The sequence below is a fragment of the Companilactobacillus sp. genome (genome assembly GCF_022484265.1).
Taxonomy (GTDB): Bacteria; Bacillota; Bacilli; order Lactobacillales; family Lactobacillaceae; genus Companilactobacillus.
In genome coordinates, this window is record NZ_JAKVLR010000001.1 from 1,426,798 (window position 1) to 1,447,778 (window position 20,981).

23 protein-coding genes and 1 pseudogene are annotated in these 20,981 nt (G+C 40.3%); 11 read left to right on the forward strand and 13 right to left on the reverse strand.

Translation table 11 applies throughout. The annotated features are described in order from the left end of the window. Positions 1 to 26: 26 nt before the first annotated feature. From LKF16_RS06915 to LKF16_RS06965, 11 genes are read right to left on the reverse strand one after another with little or no spacing between them, the layout of a single operon-like run. A complete protein-coding gene (locus LKF16_RS06915) occupies positions 27 to 347 on the reverse strand; it encodes a metal-sulfur cluster assembly factor (RefSeq protein ID WP_291469942.1) in 321 nt (106 codons plus the stop codon). A gap of 15 nt (positions 348 to 362) precedes the next feature. Further along, a complete protein-coding gene (locus tag LKF16_RS06920) occupies positions 363 to 1,535 on the reverse strand; it encodes a nitrate/nitrite transporter (RefSeq protein ID WP_291469944.1) in 1,173 nt (390 codons plus the stop codon). Positions 1,536 to 1,575: 40 nt separating this feature from the next. Then, positions 1,576 to 1,815: a MoaD/ThiS family protein gene (locus LKF16_RS06925; protein ID WP_291469946.1), complete on the reverse strand. Its 240-nt coding sequence runs from the start codon at positions 1,813 to 1,815 to the stop codon at positions 1,576 to 1,578. Beyond that, positions 1,812 to 2,222 carry a molybdenum cofactor biosynthesis protein MoaE gene (locus LKF16_RS06930; RefSeq protein WP_291469948.1) on the reverse strand — a complete coding sequence of 137 codons (411 nt, stop codon included), beginning with the start codon at positions 2,220 to 2,222 and terminating at the stop codon, positions 1,812 to 1,814. The genes LKF16_RS06925 and LKF16_RS06930 overlap by 4 nt, the downstream gene beginning before the upstream one ends. Continuing rightward, the gene (locus tag LKF16_RS06935) at positions 2,219 to 3,268 is read right to left on the reverse strand and encodes an ABC transporter substrate-binding protein (protein WP_291469950.1); all 1,050 of its coding nucleotides are present in this window, start codon (positions 3,266 to 3,268) and stop codon (positions 2,219 to 2,221) included. The genes LKF16_RS06930 and LKF16_RS06935 overlap by 4 nt, the downstream gene beginning before the upstream one ends. Positions 3,269 to 3,270: 2 nt before the next feature. Continuing rightward, the gene (locus LKF16_RS06940) at positions 3,271 to 4,047 is read right to left on the reverse strand and encodes an ABC transporter ATP-binding protein (protein WP_291469952.1); all 777 of its coding nucleotides are present in this window, start codon (positions 4,045 to 4,047) and stop codon (positions 3,271 to 3,273) included. Continuing rightward, entirely contained in the window at positions 4,040 to 5,032 is a 993-nt protein-coding gene (locus tag LKF16_RS06945; protein WP_291469953.1) for a FecCD family ABC transporter permease, read from the reverse strand. Before LKF16_RS06945 ends, LKF16_RS06940 begins: the two co-directional genes overlap by 8 nt. Beyond that, positions 5,025 to 5,738: a respiratory nitrate reductase subunit gamma gene (gene narI, locus LKF16_RS06950; RefSeq protein WP_291469954.1), complete on the reverse strand. Its 714-nt coding sequence runs from the start codon at positions 5,736 to 5,738 to the stop codon at positions 5,025 to 5,027. Before narI ends, LKF16_RS06945 begins: the two co-directional genes overlap by 8 nt. 2 nt (positions 5,739 to 5,740) lie before the next feature. Then, positions 5,741 to 6,337: a nitrate reductase molybdenum cofactor assembly chaperone gene (gene narJ / locus LKF16_RS06955; protein ID WP_291469955.1), complete on the reverse strand. Its 597-nt coding sequence runs from the start codon at positions 6,335 to 6,337 to the stop codon at positions 5,741 to 5,743. Next, positions 6,330 to 7,889 (reverse strand): nitrate reductase subunit beta, encoded by a 1,560-nt coding sequence (narH, locus tag LKF16_RS06960; RefSeq protein ID WP_291469957.1) that lies wholly within the window; start codon positions 7,887 to 7,889, stop codon positions 6,330 to 6,332. The genes narJ and narH overlap by 8 nt, the downstream gene beginning before the upstream one ends. After that, on the reverse strand, positions 7,879 to 11,550 hold the full coding sequence (locus tag LKF16_RS06965) for a nitrate reductase subunit alpha (RefSeq protein ID WP_291469959.1): 3,672 nt from the start codon (positions 11,548 to 11,550) through the stop codon (positions 7,879 to 7,881). The genes narH and LKF16_RS06965 overlap by 11 nt, the downstream gene beginning before the upstream one ends. A gap of 131 nt (positions 11,551 to 11,681) precedes the next feature. On the opposite strand from LKF16_RS06965, the gene LKF16_RS06970 reads away from it, so the two are divergent. The 8 genes and pseudogenes from LKF16_RS06970 (at position 11,682) to LKF16_RS13120 (ending at position 17,141) form a co-directional block, all read left to right on the forward strand. After that, the gene (locus LKF16_RS06970) at positions 11,682 to 12,422 is read left to right on the forward strand and encodes a HesA/MoeB/ThiF family protein (RefSeq protein WP_291469961.1); all 741 of its coding nucleotides are present in this window, start codon (positions 11,682 to 11,684) and stop codon (positions 12,420 to 12,422) included. After that, positions 12,422 to 12,889: a MogA/MoaB family molybdenum cofactor biosynthesis protein gene (locus tag LKF16_RS06975; protein ID WP_291469963.1), complete on the forward strand. Its 468-nt coding sequence runs from the start codon at positions 12,422 to 12,424 to the stop codon at positions 12,887 to 12,889. The genes LKF16_RS06970 and LKF16_RS06975 overlap by 1 nt, the downstream gene beginning before the upstream one ends. Next, positions 12,889 to 14,118 carry a molybdopterin molybdotransferase MoeA gene (locus LKF16_RS06980; protein ID WP_291469965.1) on the forward strand — a complete coding sequence of 410 codons (1,230 nt, stop codon included), beginning with the start codon at positions 12,889 to 12,891 and terminating at the stop codon, positions 14,116 to 14,118. The genes LKF16_RS06975 and LKF16_RS06980 overlap by 1 nt, the downstream gene beginning before the upstream one ends. Further along, positions 14,097 to 14,579 (forward strand): molybdopterin-guanine dinucleotide biosynthesis protein B, encoded by a 483-nt coding sequence (gene mobB, locus LKF16_RS06985; RefSeq protein ID WP_291469966.1) that lies wholly within the window; start codon positions 14,097 to 14,099, stop codon positions 14,577 to 14,579. Before LKF16_RS06980 ends, mobB begins: the two co-directional genes overlap by 22 nt. Positions 14,580 to 14,581: 2 nt before the next feature. Next, complete coding sequence (locus tag LKF16_RS06990) at positions 14,582 to 15,139, forward strand: NTP transferase domain-containing protein (RefSeq protein ID WP_291469968.1); 558 nt, start codon at positions 14,582 to 14,584, stop codon at positions 15,137 to 15,139. Further along, positions 15,136 to 15,384 carry a hypothetical protein gene (locus LKF16_RS06995; RefSeq protein ID WP_291469969.1) on the forward strand — a complete coding sequence of 83 codons (249 nt, stop codon included), beginning with the start codon at positions 15,136 to 15,138 and terminating at the stop codon, positions 15,382 to 15,384. The genes LKF16_RS06990 and LKF16_RS06995 overlap by 4 nt, the downstream gene beginning before the upstream one ends. A gap of 12 nt (positions 15,385 to 15,396) precedes the next feature. Next, on the forward strand, positions 15,397 to 16,449 hold the full coding sequence (locus LKF16_RS07000) for a sensor histidine kinase (protein WP_291469970.1): 1,053 nt from the start codon (positions 15,397 to 15,399) through the stop codon (positions 16,447 to 16,449). Between the two features lie 7 nt (positions 16,450 to 16,456). After that, a pseudogene (locus tag LKF16_RS13120) lies at positions 16,457 to 17,141 on the forward strand (response regulator). On the opposite strand, the gene LKF16_RS07015 reads toward LKF16_RS13120, so the two are convergent. Together LKF16_RS07015 and LKF16_RS07020 are read right to left on the reverse strand one after the other, a co-directional pair. Next, positions 17,113 to 18,003, reverse strand: a complete 891-nt coding sequence (locus LKF16_RS07015) for a DMT family transporter (protein ID WP_291469977.1) — start codon at positions 18,001 to 18,003, stop codon at positions 17,113 to 17,115. The pseudogene LKF16_RS13120 and the gene LKF16_RS07015 overlap by 29 nt on opposite strands. Next, entirely contained in the window at positions 18,003 to 18,206 is a 204-nt protein-coding gene (locus LKF16_RS07020; protein WP_291469979.1) for a heavy-metal-associated domain-containing protein, read from the reverse strand. Before LKF16_RS07020 ends, LKF16_RS07015 begins: the two co-directional genes overlap by 1 nt. Positions 18,207 to 18,341: 135 nt before the next feature. On the opposite strand from LKF16_RS07020, the gene LKF16_RS07025 reads away from it, so the two are divergent. From LKF16_RS07025 to LKF16_RS07035, 3 genes are read left to right on the forward strand one after another with little or no spacing between them, the layout of a single operon-like run. Then, on the forward strand, positions 18,342 to 18,617 hold the full coding sequence (locus LKF16_RS07025) for a hypothetical protein (protein ID WP_291469981.1): 276 nt from the start codon (positions 18,342 to 18,344) through the stop codon (positions 18,615 to 18,617). A gap of 4 nt (positions 18,618 to 18,621) precedes the next feature. Next, entirely contained in the window at positions 18,622 to 19,617 is a 996-nt protein-coding gene (locus tag LKF16_RS07030; protein WP_291469983.1) for a hypothetical protein, read from the forward strand. 29 nt (positions 19,618 to 19,646) lie between these two features. Then, on the forward strand, positions 19,647 to 20,585 hold the full coding sequence (locus tag LKF16_RS07035; protein WP_291469985.1) for a polyprenyl synthetase family protein: 939 nt from the start codon (positions 19,647 to 19,649) through the stop codon (positions 20,583 to 20,585). The last annotated feature ends 396 nt before the right edge of the window (positions 20,586 to 20,981 follow it).

Below are 20,981 nucleotides of genomic sequence, written 5' to 3' on the forward strand. Positions count from 1 at the left end.
TTCATTTCTTCCCTCAATAATGTTTACTAGCCGTGAATTCCTAAAGCAATCTTAGCAAAACGACTCATCTTGTTCATATCCCAAATTGGATACCAAACTAGATTGATGTCGCAACTTTCGATGCCATCAACTGATTCAACAGCTTGGTGAATATCATTATTGATCATATCGCTCAATGGACAACCCATGGTAGTTAGAGTCATCGTCACAGTACATTTGGTACCTTCGATGTCGATACCATAGATCAAGCCGAGGTTAACGATATCAATACCTAATTCAGGGTCAATAACTGCTTCAAGCGCATCAGTTATTTCGTTAACTTTTTCTTTCTTTGTTTCTTCATCCATAGTACAACCTCATTTCTATTTCACAATCTTACGGGCACCAGAGATGTACTCTTTTTGCAAGAGAACTAAACAAATGATAGCCACGACAGCGATTAGATAAATACCGATTTGATAACCGCCTGTTGATTGTTTGATAATTCCTAAAATAATTGGTGGGAAGTATCCACCTAGTCCACCCATGGCACCAACGAAGCCAGTTACAGCACCGGTGTTACCTGATGAAACGAATGGAACCATTTTGAAAATAATACCATTTCCTAGACCTACTAAGATACCCAATAATACCACGATTGTACTAAAGATTCCTTGAGTCTCCAAGAATAAGCCTAAAACGATTGCTACAATGATCAAAGCAATAAAGTCATATCTCAACAAGGTCATTGGGCGGATCTTATCTGACAAGTATCCACCAACTGGACGCAACAATGTACCGATAACGGCAAAGATAGCAGCCCAGATACCAGCATCAACTAGTGATTGCGAGAACAATTTAGTCATAAATGTTGGCAACAAGTTACTCATTGACATGAAGAGTCCGAATGTTAAGAAATAAAACAGTGCCAAGAACCAAGTATCTTTTTCCTTAGCGACTGACAATGATTTTCCGATCGTTGCTTCTTTATTAGTCTTAGATTCAGGACAGAACAACATCAAAATTGAAAAAATCACTAAGAGCACTACTAACAAATAAAAAATTCCGTTTAAACTCATTGTCTTAACTAAACGTGGTAGGAAAAATGCTGAAAATGCAGTACCGATATTACCAACACCAGTAATACCTAAGACTAGGCCTTGCTTTTCTGGTGGGAAAAATCCGGTAACGTAGGAAACACCGATAGCAAATGATGTACCGGCCATTCCTAATAGCAATGCTGTGAAGATCAACATTCCGTATGAATGCACTCTAGGCATCATCAAAACTGGAATGATCAAGAATAGCATCAAGACGATATAAGTTTTTTTACCGCCCCATCTATCTGACAAGATTCCCATTGGGATTCTCATAATTGAACCTAATAAAATTGGTGTGGCTAGTAAAAATGAACGTTGAAATTCTGAAACTTGGACCCCAGCATTCTTTAAAATAACATCAACTAACGGTGCTAAACATAGCCAAACCATGAAACAGATCATCATTGACAATGTTCCCATCGTCAATGCAAGATACGACTTTCCTTTGCTTTCCATCTTACATACCCCCATTATTATCTAGTTCTCAAAACTTATTTTAGCCACCACTGACAGGTGGAATAATTGCGATCTCATCGACTGAATCCAAGGCAATCTCTTCATCAGTTGCATACTCCTCATTAACGGCAACTAACGATTGGTCTAAAACTTTGGCATAGTCTGGATGCAGCTGTTTGATCTGATCTAAAACTACATCTGACTTAAATGTCTCTGGTAACTCCAAATCAATTGATGGACCGATTTTTTCGGCTAAGACTGAAAATAATTTTACTTTCATTCTCCTAAACCTCCCCAGCGAATTTTGTCTTTATCGTATTCCTTTTTCCAAATTGGCACGGTCTTTTTCAAGCGGTCGATCAACATCTGACAATTCTCAAATGCTTCCGCTCGATGTGGAGCCGACACGCCGATAAATACGGCGACTTCTCCCAACTGTAATTCTCCAACGCGATGAACCATCACGACATCCATATCTTTGGCTAAAACAATGTCAGCTAATTTCTGCATTTCCTTTTCAGCCATTGATTTATACGTGGTGTATTCGATCTTCTCAGTTTCGATCTCATCGGTAAACTGCCGAATCGTTCCTAAGAAAATATCGAGTCCGCCATATTCATTATGGATCAAGCTCTTGGTGAGGCCATCAACGTCAATTGGCTGATCAACTATCTTGACTAGACTCATTTAATGACCTCCCCGTTTAAGATCTGGTGAACTTGTTTGGTCGTAAATTTATGGTTAAAGAATGCCATATAGAAGTTCTTGGTCTTGTTGGTCAAGTTAACATCCTTCATTTCTTCGGGATGGATCTTGCTAGCTGCCCACCAAAGTTGCAAGTCTTCTTCAGCACTGTATCGATCCCATTGGAAAATTCCAGTTGGATTGCCATAAACCTTTTTGTTCTTAACTGCTTTTAAAGATTTGAAACGAGAATCTTTCTTCAAAGCTTTTAGAGCAGCTTTACTAGTGGTATTTCCGACAATAATGATATCTGGATTGGCTTTGATAATTTCTTCAGCTGAGACGGAGATCATATTACCTTTAGACTTAATGGCATTTTTACCACCGGCAGTCTTGATCCATTGGTCAACGATTGTCTTACGACCATCGACCTTCGTTAGATCAGTCTTGTTCACGATGTGCAAAACGCTCGGCGTTCCGGCCATTTTCGTCCGGTTGCCAACTTCATAAATATCGTCGCTCAATTGATTGTTATAGGCTGCTGCTTGTTTATTAGCTTTGCCACCTACTATCTTACCAGTTAATGTAACCGTTTTCTTCAATCCTTTAAAATCTTGAAACATTGAATTGACAACAGGTAATCCGGCTTTTCTGATTGTTTCGATCTGAGCTGGATCAGAACTGATTACAACATCTGGCTTTTGAGCGATCAATTCTTCAGTATTCACGCTTTCACCATTGAACGGAACAGCTTGCTTTTTGACCTTTGGATAAAGTCGTGTCAGCAGTTTATTGTTCTGGATCAATTTGGTCGTGGCTACTAAGTCATTTTCCCCACCGACCATTAATAAAATGGGGTTATTGGCATGCCACAAATCGGCGACACGTTTGACTTTTTTAGGAATAGTGACTTTTTTACCGGAATTATCTTTGACTACGCGAGTGTCTGAAGCGGCATAAGTTTGGTGATTCTTTACGCTGCTTAGACCTCCGGCAATCAAAAGTAAAACCGTCAGTAGCACTATTACTAGCGATTTCTTATTCTTCATATTTAATCCATCCTCGTCCCAAATATGTTGCGGTGCAATTCCTCGTTATAAGTTGATACAATTGGCGTCTTGTACAGCTCAGACAAATACTTCTCGGACAAAATTTCTGTTGTCGTACCTTGAAGGTACGTCTGATCATCCACCAACAATCCCACCAAGTCCCCGATCATCATGGCCTGATTTGGATCATGTGTACTTATTATAATAGAAATATTTTTATCTGAAAGGGCTTTTATTAATTTTAAAACCAATATTTGGTTTTTGTAATCTAGTGCAGACGTTGGTTCATCCATGATCAAGATCTGAGGATCTTGCACTAAAGCCCGACCGATTTGGGCTAATTGGCGTTGTCCGCCAGACATATCTTGCAAACTCACGTCACGATAATCCGCTAAGCCAATTTGTTGTAATACTGACTCAACTCGTTGTCTGTCGTTATCGTCAGGTTGACTAAAGATCGAATGGAACGCTGATCTACCTAATAACAAGTAGTCGAACAAATTCAGACTGCTCTTGATATTCACGCCTTGACTAACTAATGCCAGCCGATGCGACAGTTCGCGACTAGAAATATTTTTTAACTCCTGGCCAGCTAGTTTGATTTGGCCTTGATAATTTGGATGCAGGCCGCTCAAACATGATAATAGTGTGCTTTTGCCAATACCGTTGGGACCTAAAATGACTAAAACTTGGCCGTCTTGGACCCGTAAATCAACGTTACCGATGATATTCTTCTGGTCATAGGCGAAACTTAATTGTTTAGTATAAATTTCAGACAACGGTATCTTTTCTCCTTAGTAAAATGAATACGAATATTGGAACGCCGATAAATCCCGTCACGATACTCAAAGGAATATCGTTGACCGAAATACTGCGGGCCAGCGTATCCGCAATCAATAATAAAATTGCCCCCGTGATCCCAGTCATTGGCATGGCGTTTCGATTGTCGCCTCCGACAATGCTGCGACTGATGTGAGGAACGACTAAGCCGACCCAGCCAATAACGCCGCACAGGCAAACGGCAGCTGACGTCAATAAGGTAGCCACTAAAATCATCAGATTGCGGTTCAAGTTAGGATTGATCCCGATAGTTTTGATAGTCGCCTCATCCAATGACAAAACGTTCAAACGCCATCTGGCAAAAAATAGAAGTAGTATCCCGACTAATAAAACTGGTCCAACTGACATTAGTGAACTGAGATCGACTTTCATAAAGCTACCCAGTTCCCAATACACAATGCTTTGCAATTGGTCTTCAGGGTCTGCAACATATTTGATCGACCCTAAGATCGACTGCATCAAGCCTGCCATAATAATTCCGGCCAAAATTAAGGTAATACCTGAATTGTTATGCAGAAAATGATTGATCAATAAGGTCAAAAACATTGTCAAAACGCCCATCACAAAGGCAAACAATTCGATCAAATAAATTGGCAATCCGTTCAAGATGGCAAAGGCAGCCCCGACGCTGGCACCAGTTGCGACACCTAAAATGTTGGGAGATGCCAGGCCATTATTGAAGACAGATTGAAAAGTGGCGCCGGCCATGGATAGACCCGCGCCAACTAAAATAACTGCTACTATTCTAGTAAATCTTAATTTCAGAATTAACTTCGTCGAGCTATCAGCCCGATTAAAAAAGTAATTCATCACATCATGAAAGGACAGGTTGTATCTTCCAAGCATCATTGACACTAAGATCAAGACAATCAAAAGAACAGCTGCCACAGTCATTTTAATAATATTTCTGTGACGATTAGCCACGATTTTGTTCCCCTCTAATACTTGGTTTACGACGATATACTTCAGGACTTCTGAACAAGTATTGCCATGGCAACGTTAGTGCATGGACCAATCTTGTGTATGGGAAGAATCCAAAGATCAATAATCCACAGATAACGTGGAACTTAAAGGTCAATGGAACTTGCTGCATCAAATGGAAATCTGGTCTGAAGTAGAACAATTGTCTAGCCCAGACTGATAAATTCAAACGGTAATTGAAATGTGGATTAAAGAAGATTCCATCTCCTAATGATGCTGACAATCCTAATACGATAACGATCAAGAACGATAAATCGACAACTAGATCACTGAATGAACTAGTAGCGAATACTCGATCATCGCTGAATCGACGGTAACTCAAGATTAACATACCTGCCAAGGCCATGAATCCGGCTAAACCACCCATGACTAAAGCTCCAATATGATAGATCTCGTTTGGAATTCCTAACCAGTCAGTAAAGGCTTTAGGAATCAAGATACCAACAACGTGACCTAAAAAAACGAAAATAATTCCGACGTGGAAGAGAACGCTACCGACCATCAAATTCTTTTTTTCAAGTAGCTCACTTGATTTAGCGGTAATGCCGCCACGGAACCATGTGAACCGAACGATGGTCCCAAAGATAAATGAACCGAGTGCTATATATGGAAAAACGCACCACAATAAGAAATCTCCGATATCCTTCATCTCTATTCTCCCCCTGTTTTCGTTGTGTCTGGTTGGACGACATCTTGTTCAACGCACGATCTCATTTCTGAGCGGATGATGCTGATAGTTCTAAAGTAAAGGTCGTCTGACTCTTCTTCAGATTTTTCTAACAAGTTATAAGTTCCGTCCTCAATTACGGAAAAAAGCAGCTTCAAATCTTGTTGGCGATAATCGTCTTTCCAATCGGAAAATGTCAGAAATTCTAGCATCAGTGGCAAATAGTCGGACAATTCAGTTCCTTCAATCTGCACGCCAAACATTTCGTATAACATTTTCAACTTGGCTAAGACTTGGCCACGTTCTCTGGAGTCAGTCAATTTATAATACGTCATATATAAAGTGTAACGATTATTCAATTCAAAAAGCGAAACATAATGCGTTTTAATATCTTCAAGTGAATAGACTTGCATCGCAGTAATGATCTCGATCAATTCATCTTTATGCGGAGTTTCGGGATAGTTGGCCTTAAAATCATCCAAAAACTTGGGTTCCAAAATATCTTGAGTTGGGTAGTCGATCATTCTTGATAAATAAATGAAACCACCTTTTAAGCTGTTTAGCTTCTCAATATTAATCACGCCAAATTCCTCCATAGAAACTTTCTGCATAAATATCTTTTGATGACATCCCTGCTTTTGCTTTACGTAACATGCTGCCATGAGCTGGAGCTAAAGCACAGCCGTTACATTCTTCATAACCAAGTCCACCTTGTTCATCTTCAACAGGTTCGATATTTTCCTTTTTAGCCTTAGGAATTACGAATCTGTCGTCATACTTAGCAATGGCTAAGAGACGATAAAGTGAAGTTGCTGACTCCTCAGTCAAACCAACTCGGTCGAGTTTTTCAGTATCAAAATCTTTTCCACTTGTTTTAGCACGCATATATAATCTCATCATAGCTAATTTATAAAGTGCATTCTTGATTACTTCGGTATTTCCACCAGCTAAAAGATTTGCTAAGTATTCAACCGGAATACGCATCTCTTCGATTGCTGGGAAGATAAGTTCAGGATACTTGATCGAATTCTTACCTTCAAAGTAATTCATGATTGGTGACAATGGTGGCACATACCAAACCATTGGCATTGTGCGGTATTCAGGATGCAATGGGAAGGCAATCTTTTGTTCAACAGCCATCTTGTAAATAGGTGAACGTTGGGCACATTTGATTGTTTCCATATCAACGCCGTCAGCTAAGGCTTGTTCGATAACTTCTGGATCATTAGGGTCCAAGAACAAACCTAATTGTGCTTCGTAAAGTTTTGTATCGTCAGGTTCTTCGCAGGCTTCTTGAACACGATCAGCGTCATATAAAATTACGCCAATGTAACGGATTCTACCAACGCAAGTTTCTGAACAAACTGTTGGAAGTCCTTCTTCAATTCTTGGATAACAGAAAGTACATTTTTCAGCCTTATTAGTTTTCCAGTTGAAGTAAACCTTTTTGTAAGGGCAGCCTGTCATACAAAAACGCCATCCACGACAACGTTCTTGATCGACCAAAACGATTCCGTCTTCGTCACGTTTGTACATGGCACCACTAGGACATGAAGCTACACAAGCAGCGTTCAAGCAGTGTTCGCACAAACGAGGCAAGTACATCATGAAAGTTTTTTCAAAGTTACCTTTGATGTCTGCTTCGATGTTTTGCATGTTAGGGTCTTCGCCGAAACTACGATCTGAACCAGCCAAATCGTCATCCCAGTTAGGACCATTTTTTAATTTCATAGGTTTGCCAGTGATCTGTGACTGTGCACGTGCAACTGGCTGATGCTTGGTTTCTTTGCCAAACAATGTTTTGTAATCGTATGTCCATGGTTCGTAGTAATCATCCATGTTAGGCATATCAGGATTGTAAAAAATCTTGGCTAATGAAACTTTGTTGAGCTTGCTGCCGGCACGAAGTTCGAGTTTACCCTTGCGGTTGAGTTTCCAACCACCCTTGTAATGACTTTCGTCTTCCCACTTCTTTGGATAGCCGACACCAGGTCTAGTTTCAACGTTGTTAAACCACATGTATTCCGCACCAGGACGGTTAGTCCAGGTTTGCTTACATGTTACGGAACAAGTATGACATCCGATACACTTATCCAGGTTTAAGACCATGGAAATTTGTGCTTTAACCTTCATTCCACTTAACCTCCTTGAGTTTTCTAACATTTACGTATAAGTCTCTTTGATTACCAATTGGTCCATAGTAATTGAAGCCATAACTCAATTGACCGTAGCCTCCGACCATTTGGGTTGGTTTGACGTGAATTTGAGTAGGTGCATTATGCGAACCACCACGATTACCAGTGATTGTTGAAAGTGGTTCTTCAATTTCCATGTCTTGTGCGTGGTACATGTACATCGTGCCATCAGGCATTCTTTGCGAAACAACGGCTCTAGCAGTTACAACACCGTTCTTGTTGTATAGTTCGACCCAATCGTTATCTTCGACATCGATCTTCTTGGCATCGTCTAAACTCAACCAAACTGTTGGACCACCTCTAAATAGTGTCAACATGTAAAGATTATCTTGATAAGTTGTATGGATATTCCACTTACCATGTGGAGTTAGATAACGTAAAGTAACTTCTTTGTCAGCTTTTTCAACCTTGGTATCGGTTGGTGCCATTACGAATGGTGGCAAGGTTGGCTTGTAAGTTGCTAATTCTTCACCGTATTCTTCAAAGATCTCATGATCTAAGTAGAATGACTGTCTACCAGTAATAGTTCTAAATGGAACGTTACGTTCAATGTTGACTGAGAATGGTGAATATCTGTCGCCATTGTGCTTGGCACTAGTAAAGATCGGTGTTGGAATACCTTCGCGTGGTTGAATCGTGATATTTTGGAAGGTCATTTGTTTCTCTTCTTGACCTTCAGCAATATCAGACAATTTCTCGCCAGTGATCTCTTCGGCACTCTTCCAAGCTTTAACGGCAACATGTCCATTTGATGCACTTGAGAGATGCAAGATTGCTTCGGCAACATTCTTATCTTCGTCAAGTTTTGGACAACCTTTTTCGATACCATCGTTGTAAGTTCCCAGAATATCCTTTAATTCGTCGTATTCATCAGAAACATCGTAGCTGTAGCCATTTGCTCCAACTTTTCCACGAGCGTTAGGTCCTAAGGAAATGAACTTGTCATAGATCTTTGTGTAGTCACGTTCGACTAATGAAAGACTAGGCATGGTCTTACCTGGAATAGCTTCGATCTCGCCTTTCTTCCAATCTTTGATCTGACCTAATGGTTGCGAGATCTCACCTTTAGAATCATGTCCAAGTGGTTGAGTCTTCAAATCGTATTTAACGCCAGTGAAGTATTTCTTAGCCATAGCTGAGAATTCTTTGGCGATACCTTTGAAGGCTTGCCAGTCGCTCTTTGATTCCCAAAGTGGATCGACAGCTTTGTTGAATGGATGGATAAATGGATGCATATCAGTACTTGAAAGGTCTTCTTTTTCATACCAAGTTGCAGCTGGTAAAACGATATCTGAGTAAAGTGGCGTTGTGACCATTCTGAAATCAAAGGTTGTCACAAGGTCTAATTTACCGTCGATCGAATGATCATCCCATTCCATGTCTTGAGGTTTGAAGTTGCCGTTAGTCTTAGCTAACAAGCCATTTTCAGCCCCTAGCATATGACGCATGAAGTATTCTTGTCCCTTACCAGATGATGCAAATAAGTTAGATCTCCAAATGAACATCCCTTTAGGTTGGTTCTTATCTTCGTCCGGAGCTTCAGCAGCAAATTTCAAACTTCCGTCCATCAACTCTTTAACAACTTTTTTAGAAATTTCTTCTATATTACGTGTGTTATATTGGTCCACGAAATCCAAACTGTTGCGGTTGAATTGTGGATACGATGGCATCCATCCTAATCTGATTGCCATTTGGTTATAGTCAGCTGGATGCTTGTAGCCATGTTCAATATGTTTAGTTGGTGACTTTTGAGCGGCGTTATCAAGTTCATCGTACTTCCATTGGTCACTGGCAAAGTAGAAGAATGAAGTACCTTGTTGTTGACGAGCGCCGCCCTTGTTCCAGTCGTTAGCAAAAGCTATGTTAGCCCAACCTTCAGCCGGACGTAATTTTTCTTGTCCAACGTAGTGAGCCCATCCACCACCTTGCACGCCGACACAACCACACAGTAGCAACATGTTGATTGCTGAACGATAAGTCATATCTGAATTGAACCAGTGGTTAACACCGGCACCAATAATGATCATTGATTTACCTTTTGTTTCAGCAGCATTTTTAGCAAATTCGTTGGCGATCTGGACGATCATATCTTGTCTGACGCCGGTGATTTTTTCAGCCCAAGCTGGTGTGAACAAGCTGTCGGTATCGTTGTAGTCTTTAGCAGCATATGGATCAGCTTCAACTCTAGCAATACCATATTGAGCCATCAATAAATCATAAACGGTCGCGATTTTTTGCTTGCTACCATCTTTTAAGGTGATCTCACGATATGGGATCGTTCTTTGATAAATCGAATTACCAGAAGCATCAAAACTAGGCATATCGATGGTTTCGGTCTTGCCGCCGTCAATGAATGACAATTGTGGATCGATCTCATGACCATCATCAGCAGTCATATCAAGGTTCCACTTTTTGCCGCTTTCCCATCTTTGACCTAAGGTACCGTTTGGAACAGTTAGTCGATCATTAGTTGAATCAAGCAAAACTGGTTTCCATTCGGCATTTTCAGTTTCGGCATCTGAGATATCAGAAATTCTGACAAAACGACCAGAAACCACGTGTTCAGGATTAGTTTCACTTTGATCAAGCATGATAACGAATGGTAAATCAGTGAATCTCTTCGAGTAATCAATAAAATAAGGAATTTGTTGTTTATTATAAAATTCATTCAAGATAACATGCGTGAATCCTTGTGCTAAAGCAGCGTCAGATCCAGGATGTGGAGCGAGCCAGTTATCAGCAAACTTAACGTTTTCAGCGTAGTCTGGAGAAATTGAAACTACCTTTGTTCCTTTATAACGTGCTTCAACCATGAAATGGGCATCCGGTGTTCTAGTCAATGGAACATTTGAACCCCACATCATTAAGTATTGCGAGTTATACCAATCAGCTGATTCAGGAACATCAGTCTGTTCCCCCCAAACTTGTGGAGATGCTGGTGGAAGATCGGCATACCAATCATAGAAACTAAGCATTTCTCCACCGATCATTGAGATGAATCTGGCACCTGATGCGTAACTAAGCATTGACATAGCTGGGATTGGTGAGAATCCAGCAATTCGATCAGGTCCATATTTTTTGATCGTATAGATCAACATAGCTGAGATCAATTCAGTCGCATCTGACCACTTAACTCTGATCAAACCACCATGACCACGAACTGATTTGTATTCTTTAGTCTTTTCAGGATCAGTAACGATACTTTCCCAAGCATCAATTGGATTTTCGGCGTTCTTCTTAGCTTCGTCCCACATTCTCCATAAACGTTCACGAATATATGGATATTTAATTCTTAATGGGCTGTATTCATACCACGAAAAAGAAGCCCCACGAGGACAGCCACGTGGCTCATATTCTGGCATATTTGGTCCACAAGATGGGTAGTCAGTCGACTGATGCTCCCAAGTTACGACACCTTGTTTAACGTAAACGTTCCAACTACATGAACCGGTACAGTTAACACCGTGAGTAGTCCGGACCACCTTATCGTGTGCCCAACGTTGTTTATATAATTTCTCCCAGCGACGAGAATTTTCTTCTAGTTGGGTGAAATTACCATTAAACTTTTCAACTTTTTTAAAAAATTTTGATTTTAGCATAAGCAATTCCCCTACCAATATCCTAATTTATCAATACTTTTGTATATATTAAATTTAGCACGTATCCTAATTGACTTCGATTGGGAATTTCCCTAACCTTTTGTGTAAACGTATATTTGGAGGGAATGAAAATGGTTACTAGTAGATACGATCGACAGTTAAAAGTGGAACAAATTGGAACCAAAGGACAAGCACGTTTTGAAAAAGCTAGCGTGTTGGTCATTGGCGTTGGTGGGATCGGAAGCTTTGTTGCTTCTGAACTAGTTAAAGCCGGAATCGGCACGATCACCTTGGTGGATTACGACAAGGTCGAATTTACCAACCTGCATCGACAAAACCTTTATACCGAAGCCGATGTCGAAAATGGTCTAGAAAAATTGATCGCCATTGGTCGTCATTTACGGGCAGCCAACAGTACCGTTAAGATCATTGAAAAAAGTCAGAAATTTTCTGGCGCTTTACTAGACGAGGTCAATTACGACTTAGTGATCGACTGCGTTGACAATTTCCCAACTAAATATCAAATCAACGAAGAATGCTTCAAGCGAAACATCCCTCACATTTTTGCCACCTGTGGAGCTAATCAAGGACAGGTCATGTTCATGCAGTCGCAAGAAAACGCCTGCCTAGAATGCTTGTATCCTAAACAAGACATTGCAAAACTCGGTCTATCTGCCAACATCGGCAATAACCCAATGATCGTCGCTATCACCGGAAGTCTTGAAGCATCAATGGCTTTGAAATTCTTGACACGTCCCGAAACAGTTAATCCCGAGAATTTAATGGTGATCGACAACTGGAATTTTGATTTCCGCAAAGTTCACGTTCATCGCCGTGCCAAATGCCCACTTCATGGAGGTTTAAATTCATAATGATCGATTTTGGAATAATTACCGTCAGCGATACTCGGACAGAAGAGACTGACAAATCCGGCCAATATCTTCAGGATAAATTAAGCTCCGAGGGTCATAATTTTCTTCAAAAATATATTGTTAAAGATGACTCAAAAGAAATAATTCAGGCGTACAATAAAATGGTAAATACCAGCAGCAAATTAATTTTAGTAAACGGCGGAACCGGAATTGCTGTACGCGATGTCACCATTGAAACGTTGGAACCACAATTTGTGAAAGTCATTCCTGGCTTTGGCGAATACTTCCGCCGGATCAGTTTTGACGAAATTGGCACTAAGGCTTTAGCTTCTGGTGCAACCGCTGGCATAACTAGCAATGATCAGTTGTGTTACTTATTGCCTGGTTCAACTAACGCCTGTAAGACCGCTTTAGAGCAAGTGATCCTACCCGATTTAACACACTTGATTAAGGAGATAACGAAATAATGTACACACCAGTTGATAACCGAAATGCGATTTCCATCGATGCAGCTCGAAAACTCATCGAAGAAAATATTCAACCGCTCACTTTAAGAACTGAAGAGATCAAGACCAGCGATGCCAATCATCGTGTGATTGCTGAAGACGTCAAAGCTAATCACGACCTGCCAACATTTCGTCGTTCAGGTTACGATGGCTTTGCCTGTCTTGAAAAAGACCTCGACAAATTTCCAGTTCAACTTAAAGTTGTCGGCGACATCCCAGCTGGAGCAAATTTCGACCGTCCCTTAGTTTCTGGCGAAGCTGTCCGTATCATGACCGGAGGTTATGTGCCAGACGGTGCCGATGTGGTCGTAATGTTAGAAACTACAAAGATGCTCGACGATGACACTTTGGAAATTTCTGAACGTCAAAAGCGTGACAACATTACTCAGATCGGTACTTTCTTTAAACAAGGCGATACTCTGTTAGCTAAAAACACCGAGATCAATCCCGGCGGCATTAGCTTGCTGAGTGCCTTCGACATTCAAACTATTACCGTTTATAAAAAGCCTAGAGTCGGAATCATCACCACTGGTTCAGAGTTGCTTCAGCCAGGAGACGAAATCGTCAACGGTAAAATTTTTAACAGCAATGGTCCTTTGATCAAAGCACTTTGCCAAGAAAATGGCGCTGAAGTGGTCGGATATACACAGATCAAAGACGACCCTGAGTTGTTGAAAAATGCGATTTCTGATCTACAAGGCAAGTGCGATGTTATTTTGACTGACGGCGGCGTTTCAGTCGGCGACTTCGATATCATTGCTGACTTAGCTAAATCAGCTGACAAAATGCTCTTCAACAAGTTGGAGATGCGTCCCGGTTCTGTTACGACTTCCTTTATCGACAAAGGAATCATCTACTTTGGACTTTCCGGAAATCCTGGAGCTTGTTTTACCGGATTTTATCTCTACGTCGAATATGCTTTGCGTTTGCTTGAAAAGCAACAATCACGCTGCAGGCAATGCTTAGGTACATTAAACGAAGAATATACTAAAACTAATATGTATGACCGAATCTTACGAGGCCAGTATCGAATCGACCAAGATCACATCGAAATCGGACGTGTTGGTGGCGACCAATCCGATAACTTGAATAATTTGCAACGTGCTACTTGTTTGTTCGAGATCCCTCGTGGCGACTCGATCACTCCTAAAGGAAGCGTCTTGAGAACATGGTTGCTACCTTTCAAATAATCGGGCACAAGAAGAGCGGCAAGACCACTCTGATCAATGATTTTTTAAAAATTGGTCAACAACTTGGCTACGAAATGGCGGTAATAAAACATACGCATGGACCTGTCGATATTCCGAGAAATACTGATACTGGCAAATTTTATGAACATTCAAACGACGTGCTGTTGATCAATGACACGCAAACGATTCACTATCAACGAAACATTCAACAATCAGCCTTAGCCCAGATCAGGCAGATGCAAAATACTACTAAAGCTGATTTTTTGATCATCGAGGGGCTAAAAGAACTTGACTACCCTAAGATCGCACTACTCAAAAAAGACGAAACGCCGGCTGTATTTGGGGAAATCAGCCAGATCAAACGTTTCGTCTCGATTCAACAAACTACTACTGAAGATCTTTTATCGGTGATGGACTTAGATGTTAGAAAAGAATTCATTACCAAGTTTTTGAGGGAATAAATATGACAGACGGCTTAATTTTAGCAGGTGGGAAATCTACCAGATACCAAAGCGACAAGGCTTTGGCTCACTTCAACACCCGTGTTTTGACTAACGTTGAATACACGGCCGAACAGCTTTTACCATTCGTTGATCGATGCTTTGTTTCGACCAACAAGAACAACAATCACGAGATACGTCAGCTTTTTTACGATGTCAATCGACTCGCAGTCATTCAAGACCAAGAGCCCTTAGTTGACCGTGGACCAATCTCGGCTCTTTGGTCATACTTTCAAATGACTGGCAAAAGTCAGGCCGACTTAATGGTCCTAGCCACGGATTATAAAAATATCAATCCGACTGTGCTAAAATTAATTAGCGACAAAAGCGCTTACATACAGTGTGGGGATCAACCTCACTATACGATCTGTCACATCCAAATCAGTGAAAATGATTTTCGAAGACAGCTAAGAAACCGACGTTTCCGTTGGCGTGACGTTCTGGAAACAGCCCATTGCGACACTGTATATATTGCAAATTTTAATCTTAAAAATATCAACTATCAGGAGGATCTACAATGAAAAATAAATCTGACATGACTGATGGCGACTTTCAAAAATTGATCCGTATTTGTATGAACGACTTGTCGATCCAACGTACTCTATTGGAGAACGACATGCAGGAACAACGCGATGATCTGCGGACTCTAGAACAAGACGAAGCCATCGATAAATTAGAACGTCGCATCATGCTGATCAAAAAAGATTACGAACATTATGCTGAATTTTTAGATCCAGCTTTTTCAAAAGAAGAAATTCAATATTAGAGATGATAAACCATGAAAAATAGCGATAGCCTTTGGATTCAAAAAAATTTTTTGGACTCACCAGACGCTACTTTGATCGTCAAAGGTGACAAAGTTGTCATAGTAAATAATGCCGCCCAAGAATTGATCCATGGATTAAATTTAGACGTTAATTACTTGATTCAACTAGTCCAGACCGATATGGCAGAAAACCAATCAAAAACTAACAACTGTTTCAATTGTGTCGTGAAGGAAACCATGCATCACAACTCCATTCCCATCGACATAATGGATACAGCCCAATTGCAGAAATTAACTTTTTCACTCGATTATTACTTGATCGATGACGAAGAAGACGTCTACTCGATCGTGATCAGAAATAATGCCGCTAAAGATCGTTTAAAGAATATGGAAGACAACCATGATATCGTCAGAAAGATCAACCGGACGCAAGAAAACGAACGAAAGCGGATCTCAGAAGACTTACACGATAGCGTCGCTCAATCAGTTTATTCTTCGATCATGACGCTAAATCGGATGAAGACTGGCGACACTCAGCAAGATAAGATGATCTCGCAAGTTCAAGAACAATTAAGAGGGACTCTGAGCGATATCAAAGGACTAGCCGTCGATGTTCGTCCGGCAGTTTTGGATAACTTCGGTTTGACAGCAGCCATCCATGCTTTAGTAAAACGGATGCAACCTAGTACCGATATTGAGCTAGATTTTATCGATCGTAGCGGCGACTTATCATTTCTGTCAGATGATATTCAGACCACTTTGTATCGGATCGTTCAAGAAGCAGTGACGAATGCCATCAAGCATTCAGAAGCAGAAACTATCGTCATCATGCTCGTTGCCCATAAAAATAAGATCTCGCTAGAGGTCATTGATGACGGTATTGGCTTTAATATGTACACCAAAGATTCTTACAATGGATCATCGCTAGGAATGATCAACATGAATGAACGTGTAAAATCCCTAAACGGATATTTCCTAGTCGATTCCAAAAAAGACGAAGGTACTACTATCACCGCAGAATTTCCTTATGAAAACATTACGGAGCCGACTAAAAACGAGGACTGATTAAAACATGAAAAACGTATTAATTGCTGACGATTTTAAGCTTTTGCGTAAAGGTCTCACTTACACGATTAATACAACTAATAACTTTCGTGTCACAGCTGAGGCCGAAGATGGCAATGAAGCTTATTCCATCATCGAGAATCAGGATATCGACGTCGTGATCATAGATATTTCTATGCCCCCTGGGGAGAGTGGCCTAGTTACTATCAAGAGGATTCACGACTATCACCCTGAAGTAAAACAAATTGTCCTGTCCATGCATGAAGAACCTGAATATATCAACACCGCTCTGGCAAATGGCGCTCTGTCGTATATTTTAAAAAGTTCTGATGAACAGGAACTTTTGAATGCCTTAAAACATGCTGATGTAGATGAATCATACATCATACATCGACAAAAATATTGTTTTAACGCAAAACGATTACTTGAGTATTAAACAGCAACAAGAGGTGGAAGTTGATCCATACGAAAAAAATCTGAATAAATTGAAGTTTGTCAATTTATCCAGACGTGAGCGTGAGGTCTTGCCTCTGATATGTTTAGGTTTTTCAAATCAAGAGATTGCTGAAAAACTATTTGTAACCCGTAAAACAATTGAAGCACATAAAACTAGTATCATGAAAAAATTAGGATTCAACTCTCGGCGTGAACTTCTGCATTTTGCTATGCAGCATCACCTGATCGACTTTTAGTCAACGTAACGATAGTCGTTGAAACAATCAGCAAGATGGCACCGATAATGATGTTGACCGTAATTGGTATTGGGAAAAAGAAGTACGAATAAATAATTACGACGATTGGTCCTAATGCTCGAACAATATTAGCTTTTCCAGCAGTGATAAATTTCAAACTAGTATAGAACAATAGCAGCGATAAGAAACCATTGAAAAAGGCACCAAAGAAGTTGAATGTAACTGCTCTAGCTTGAATACCAGCAAATGTTCCGGGAATAAATACTCCTGTGACCAACAACAAGACCGCTGAAACTAAATGATTATAAAATAAGACGTTTCCAGGGTTGTTGTCCTTGACTAAGTATTTCGCAATAATATTATTAGCGGCATACATTAGTGGGTAGATAAAGGCGCAGAAGATGCCCCAGAAACTGTCGATCTTAACTCGACCTGAAGAAACAAAGATCGATCCAGCAATACATAAAACTACTGCCAGATAATCCCATTTAGTGAGTCGTTCTTTTAGGAAGATATATGAAAGAACAAACACATAAACTAAATAAATCCTAGCAATCAAAGTAACTGTGACTGGGCTCAAAAGAGACAAGGCGACATACTGTAAGATAACTCCCACAGCGTTGGTAAGACCTAAAAAGATCACCCATTTGTCTTTGATAACTGAAAAATCGCGATACATAATATAAATCAGGATCAAGTTAAATATTGCTGCAAAGACACTAGTGAACAAAGCTCCTAAAATTGGATTCAAACTGACCAATGAGAACTTGTTCAAAACCGGACTGATACTACTAAATAGCAGCGAAATTAAATTAAGCTCAACACCTAAACGTTGAGCTTTTTTAGTTCTTTGACTATCCATTAATCGAGTTCCTCAACCTTAAATGGTTTATCGCTAAGTAGTTCACGAACAACATCAACGTCAGCATTCCCAATCACTGTGGCTGTCATGTTATCCATATTTTTTTCAATTCTATCAACGCCGTCAACGTCGCTCAATCTTTGGGCAATGTGAACTGGACATTTTTCGCATCTCAAACCTGAGATCAAAATTTTCTTTGCCATAAATAAATTCCCCCTCTTGTGAATAAATCTATTCTAGCAGAGATTTTTTTCAAATTAACTTAGGAAAACTCCCAATTTCAAATTACTGATAAGAACTATAAAATATAATTAACTAATATTCGGAGGCATGGATCTATGGCTAATAACGTACCTATGGAAGAATCAGTCTACCAACTATTAAAAGATGTCGATCGCAAATACTTCAAATCAAATCGACAAGTTAGTAAAAAATCGATGCTCTATCAAACTATCGAACACGTGCAAAGTTCTGACTGGTTTGAAAATTTAAATCTAGAAGAAATCGAAAACTATCCTCTAGCAACAGCTACTTTAAAAGATGCAACATTGACTGAAGCAGGTCAAAAGCACCTTGCCGAATTAAAGCCACAATTCGACAAAGACAAGGAGTAATCATATGGACATCAATGATCTAAAAAAACAAATCAACGACCGATTTGAAAATGCACCAATTCAATCATCGGCCTTTTATGCAGACCCCGAAGACCATTTGGACAACCAAAAGAAATTACGACTAACTTTGAAGTCGTTTATTGAGACTCAAAAGCCTGATACTCCTTTTGCTTTGCAAGTTCTCGCATCTCATTCTGAGATCACGATCATGCCACTTGGATTATTGGACCTCAACGAGTTAAAAGAATGGGAAAACAAGAAGCGTGCTGAATCTGGCAAGACTTATGCCACTGGCGAAGAAAAAGAAGGCACTCCGATCGTGGTCCAATTTGAATCTCACGTAAAAGATTTCAAATCTGAAAAAACTGTCTTAGACATTTACACTGACGATTTGTTTGAGCACTTTAACGACAACTTCAACGACAAGCTTTGGCCAGTTGTAATGAAATATCTCAACGAGAACCAAACTATTTTAAGGGATATCGAAAAGAAACTCGTAGCCGAAAGTTTAGAAGTCAAAGAAACTAACTTGAAGCAATTAAAGGCTATGAACCATGAACAATTGCAGAAAAAAGTTGGCTTTGAGCTCAAAGAAGATCAATTCGATCACTATGCAAACTACATCGCCGACCTTAGCCAAGTTAACGCTGTCCTAGTTTCGTTAGCATCATTTGTGAAAGACCAAATTTTAAAAAATATGCCATTTGGTCAAATGATGAACTTGCCAGAAATGCGCAATACTTTCTTCTGGGTGCTCGACAATACATTTAACGAAATTATTTATTTTTACATTCAAGCCTTTGGCAGCACCAATCCTAATCTCAAAAAACATTTGAACACGATCAGAAAGAACCTAGCAACTTTGATGCGGACTGATGCTTGGAAGAAATGTAACGACATCATTGAATCAGGTAAAAAATTCGATTCTCAAAAATTCTTCAATGACGTTTTCATGCCAATTGCTGAAAACCTCGAAGTTGAAGTTGATAAGTTTAATTAGCACACTTTGTTGTGCGTGGGAGGACTAATATGCCAGCTGTATCACCTTTTGAACAATTTCAAAAATTAAATGTTCAACTAGTTGGATTAGAAGATTACATGCGTCATTTACTGGAATTGCACAATGACGATATCATTCAAGAAGCTGGTGGATACTTGCACTCCGCTAGATTTTTACATGCTGCTTTCTTCTACTTGTTTTCTGAATTTGGCGACGCCGATTCAGAAGATTTACGAGATAACTCTTTGCAGTCAGCTGCAGCTGCGATGCAAATGTTTTACATTCGAAACGAAATGATGCGTAAGCACCAAGCTGGTCCGGATTCGATCAAGCTTAATTTTATGGTTGAATACTTCTCTGATTTGATCGATGTTGAATTTAGAAAATGTTCAGCTGACGATGACGACTTACAAGGAAAGATCGATGCTGTTCAAGAGATCACTACTAATCAATTATTGGCTGATGAACAAATGGTCAAACCTGCTGAAGACGTTGGCGAATACATCAAGCGGATCGAAGCTCGCTCGGCAGTGATGTTCGAGTTTGCTTGTCGTTTTGGTGCTCAAGCTACTCACGCTAATGATGTCTTAGTTGATTCGGCTGGGCAAATTGGTCGGACGATTGGTCTGGCTTATCAAATCAAGAGTGAGATTTTTGATTTGATTGGTATCAATACTACTGAAGATCAGTTTGGTCCTTTGCAGATGCTGCAGAGTGGCGAGTTTACTTTGCCGACTATTTTTGCGGTGGCTAAGGCTGGGCCTGATTTTATGAATAATATTGCTGAAGCTGGGCGTGCTGGCGATGAGCAGTTGATTGAGACTGCTGAGTATATTATTGATAATGGGGTGGATGCGGCTCAGGTTATGGTTAAGGAGTATAGGGATCAGGCTGTTTTTGATATTGATATGCTTCCTAATATTCAGGCTAAGTCGGATTTGAAGAAGTTGGTTGATATGTTGCTTTGATTTTATTAGGGGCTTCCTTGTTGCGGAGGCTTCTTTTTTTTGTGGTATGCGGGCCGACTCCGGACGGCATCCTTGGTTGTTCGTTGGCGTAGCCAACATTTTCAGCAGTAGCGCACGCGCCAAAGGCGACGTACGTTCCATTAGTTATTTCCCCATTGGGCCGGGGCATCGATTTCCGTCCTCCGTCTAATCTGGTTTAAATCAAAATCCCCTTTTGTTGTTTGAAAGAAGGTATGCGACTTTTTCTTGCAAAGGATTGGGGTTGGTCGGCTCACTTTTAGTTGGAGTGGGTTCGTTGGGCTTTGCCCAACATCATATCTCCTTCGTTCCTCATGAGATACTATTGGTTCACTCTGGCTTGGATGCTTGCTCGTTGGGCCTTCGCCCAACATTGCT